Annotated in this window: 3 protein-coding genes; 2 read left to right on the forward strand and 1 reads right to left on the reverse strand. The window is 74.4% G+C overall.

Going from position 1 to position 3,893, the window contains the following annotated elements:
• Positions 1-998, forward strand: a 998-nt coding sequence (gene ispF / locus HW578_RS24000; protein WP_198373226.1) for a 2-C-methyl-D-erythritol 2,4-cyclodiphosphate synthase, incomplete at its 5' end; no start/stop codon positions are given.
• A gap of 74 nt (positions 999-1,072) precedes the next feature.
• Positions 1,073-1,753, forward strand: coding sequence for an HD-GYP domain-containing protein (locus HW578_RS24005; RefSeq protein ID WP_198373227.1), 681 nt, complete (start codon positions 1,073-1,075; stop codon positions 1,751-1,753).
• A 13-nt stretch (positions 1,754-1,766) separates the two neighbouring features.
• On the opposite strand, the gene HW578_RS24010 is transcribed toward HW578_RS24005, so the two are convergent.
• A complete protein-coding gene (locus HW578_RS24010; protein ID WP_198373228.1) occupies positions 1,767-3,461 on the reverse strand; it encodes a putative bifunctional diguanylate cyclase/phosphodiesterase in 1,695 nt (564 codons plus the stop codon).
• Positions 3,462-3,893 lie beyond the last annotated feature (432 nt).

The raw sequence follows: 3,893 nt of genomic DNA on the forward strand, positions 1-3,893 counted from the left end.
TGGCCGCCCTGCTGGACGGGCTGCCCGCCCTGCCGCCGGTCGCCGGCGGCGCCACACGGGCCGCCAGCGTGCGCGCGGGGCTCGAGGCTCTGGCCGCCGACCCGCCCACGCTGGTCCTGGTGCACGACGCGGCCCGCCCGGTCATTCCGCCCGGCACCATCGCCGCGCTGCGCGACGCGCTGGCCACCGCCCCCGGCGCCATCCCCGCCCAGCCGGTGACCGACACGCTCAAGCGTGGCGCGGGGTCGCGCATCACCGAGACCGTCCCGCGCGAGGGCCTGTTCCGCGCGCAGACGCCGCAGGCCTTCCGCTTCGACGCGCTGCTCGCCGCCCACCGCGGCGGCGACGGCGCGGCCACCGACGACGCCGCCCTGCTGGAGGCCGCCGGCCTGCCCGTCATCCTGGTGCCGGGCGGCGAGGCGAACATCAAGATCACCTGGCCCGAGGACCTTGCCCGCGTGGAAGCCCATCTCTCCGCCCACCTGATCCCGCGCATGGGCACGGGCTTCGACGTGCACCGCCTGGTCGAGGGCCGGCCACTCGTGCTGTGCGGCGTCACCGTGCCGCATCCGCTCGGCCTGACCGGCCATTCCGATGCCGATGTCGGCATCCATGCGCTGTGCGACGCGATCTACGGCGCGCTGGCGGAGGGCGACATCGGCCGCTGGTTCCCGCCCAGCGAGGCGCAGTGGAAGGATGCCGACAGCGCGCGCTTCCTGCGCCACGCGGCAAGCCGCATCGCCGCGCGCGGCGGCGTGCTGGCCAATGCCGACGTCACGCTGATCTGCGAAAGCCCGAAGATCACGCCGCATGCGCCGGCGATGCGCGCGCGCCTCGCGGAGCTGCTGGGCGTTGGCATCGGCACGGTCTCGGTGAAGGCGACCACCACCGAGCGCCTGGGCTTCCCCGGCCGCGGCGAGGGCATCGCGGCGCAGGCGGCCGCCGTGGTTCTGGTGCCGCCCGACCCGCCAGGCGCAGCAAGGCGTGCCATTTCCTGAATCATTGCCGTTTTCCGAGACAGGATTCCGGCCTAGTCTCGCGACGAACGCCTGGACCGGACCCGCTTGCCAGCATGGACGCCGTCAGCCTCATCGCGCCGGACCGGTCGGCGGCCTGCACACGGTGCGGCCGGACTGACGCCTCGGCGGGTCCTTGCGCCTGCGCGGCGCATGACGAGGCGCTGGAAGCCCTGGCGCTGCGCGCCGTCGCGATCGACCCGGAAGGGCGCGACCATCCGGTCCGGGTCGGCCGGATCGCGGCGCTTCTCGCGGAGCAGATCGGCGTCGAGGCGTCGCAGCGCGCCATGCTGCAGCGCGCCGCGGTCCTGCACGACATCGGCAAGATGGCCCTGCCCGAGGGCGTGCTGGGGCACAGCCATGTCCTCGACCCCGCCGCGCGACGCGTGATGGAACGTCATACCTCGCTCGGCGCCAGCATACTGGCGCATGTCTGCGCCCCATGGATGCGACTGGCCGCGACGATCGCGCTGAACCACCACGAACGCTGGGATGGCAGCGGCTACCCGGCCGGCCTCGCCCGCGAGGACATCCCGCTCGCCGCGCGCCTGGTGGCGGTGGCCGACGTGTATGACGCGCTGCGCTCGGACCGCCCCTACAAGGGGCCGCTCGACCACGACGAGGCGATGTCGCGGCTGCTGGAGGGCGATGGACGGATCGCGCCGGCGCAGTTCGACCCGCAGGTGCTGGACGCGCTGCGCGCCCGCGCGGCGGAGATCGGCGCCATCCCGCACTGAGCGCGGCGGCGCGTCAGGTGAGCGCCGGTGCCCGCAGCGCCCCGATCACCGCCGGGACCTCGGCTTCGGGTACAGGCCGGCCGAACAGGTAGCCCTGCGCCGCCTCGCAGCCCTCGGCGAGCAGTTCGCGCAGCTGCGCCTCGGTCTCGACCCCCTCGGCGATCACCGCAATGCCCAGGCTGCGCCCAAGCCCCGTCACCGCGCGCACGATCGCCGTCGCATCGCCGCCGAGCGGCAGGTCCTTCACGAAGGACCGGTCGATCTTGAGCCGGTCGAAGGGGAAGACGCGCAGCTGCGTCAGCGAGGAATGGCCGGTGCCGAAATCATCCATGGCGATGCGCACGCCGGCCTCGCGCAGCGCGAGCAGTTGGCTCAGCGCGCCATCGCCATTGGCCAGCAGCACCGTCTCAGTCACCTCAAGCTCGAGGCGCTCCGGCGGCAGGCCGCATTCCTCGAGCAGCGCGGCGATGGTCTCGGGCAGCCGCCCGTCCTCAAGCTGTGCGGGCGCGAGATTGACCGCGACGCTGAGCGTGCCGGGCCACTGCGTGGCGGCGGCGCAGGCTTCCCGCAGCACCCAGGCGCCGATGCGCCGCATTAGGCCGAGCCGCTCGGCCATTGGCAGGAAGGTGCTGGGGGCGAGCAGCCCGCGCTCGGGGTGGCGCCAGCGGATCAGCGCCTCGAAGCCGGTGACGATGCCCTCGGGCAGGGCCACCTGCGGCTGGTAGTGCAGTTCGAACTCGTGCTCGGCGACGGCGCGGCGCAGCGCAGTCTCCATCACCCGCGCCTCCTGCCAGCGGGCATCCATCTCGGGGCTGAAGCGGCGCCAGCCGCCATGGCCTTCGCCCGGCACCTCGTGACGGGCCATGGCGGCGCGGCGCAGCAGCTGCGCCGCCTCGGCGCCATCGGTGGGCGCGAGGGCGATGCCGACGCGCGGCGTGACCACCACCGTCTCGCCGGCGATGAGGTAGGCGCGGCCCAGCAGATCGACGAGGCGCGTGGCGAGGGCGGCGGCATGGGCGGGGTCGCTGACCTCGCCCTGGAGGACGGCGAATTCCTCCCCGGCCATGCGCGCCACCAGGTCGCCGTCGCGCACCGCGGCCTGCAGGCGGCGGGCGGCGGCGTGCAGCAGGTCCTCGCCGATCGCGTGGCCGAGCACCTGGTTGACGGCGCGGATGCCGTCGAGGTCGACCAGCAGCACGGCGGTGCCCCCGCGCCGCCGCGCCGGGCGGTCGAGCGCCGCGGCGAGCCGCGCCTCGAACATGGCGCGGTCGGATAGGCCGGTCAGCGGGTCGATGCCGCCGCCACCGGCGAGCACCGTTTCGGGCGTGATGGCGAGCACCCAGGTGCCCTGGGTCGCGCGGCGGATGCCAAAGCGCAGGCCGGGCGCGCCGGCGAGGCGGAGGTCGGCCTCGGCGTCGGCATCGGGCAGCGTCGCGGTGAGGCAGGCGGCGGCGAGCACGGCCACCGCCTCGCGGTCGAGGCGCGGGCTCGCTTCGAGCAGGTCGCAAACCCCCTGCGCGTGGCGCGCGGTGCGCGCGATGCCAAGCAGCGCGGCGGCACGGCCGCTGACGAGGCCGACGCGCAGGTCGGCATCGAAGCTGACCACGCCGTCGGGCAGGGTCTCGAGCGCGGCTGCGGCAAGCTGGCCCCGGCCCGGGGGCTTCTGGGGCTTCGTCGCGCCGCCGCCTTCCGCCGCCATCCCGTCCATTGCGCGCTGTCGTCCTTCCCTGGACAGCCGGGACCGGGGCAGCGGTGCCGCACGGGTCCTGGCAGAGGCGGCAATGTCACGCCCGACGGGTGAAGAAAGGGTGGACGGGATCGTCACCGCCGCCAGGCGATCGGCTTCGCCACCTGCTTCGCATTCTGCAAAGCGCATCGGGCAAAAAAAAGGGCCATCCGTGCGGATGGCCCCAAGGCAAGGTTGAGGAAGGCTAAGCTGCCAGGCCCGGGAGGATCCCGCTGCCAGACACACGTTGTGTTGCATATCACGTGCCAACCTGCCGGGGGCGCCGATGGCGGCCGCCATCGCCGTCAGGCAAGCCGCCGCCGCCGCGCAGGCGCCCGACGCGCGGCAAGCCGCAGCCGGATCCGCTCGAGCGCAGCACCCGCCTCGACGCGCACGGCGCAGCCCCGCGCGACA

Source organism: Roseomonas rosulenta (assembly GCF_016106005.1).
GTDB lineage: Bacteria > Pseudomonadota > Alphaproteobacteria > Acetobacterales > Acetobacteraceae > Neoroseomonas > Neoroseomonas rosulenta.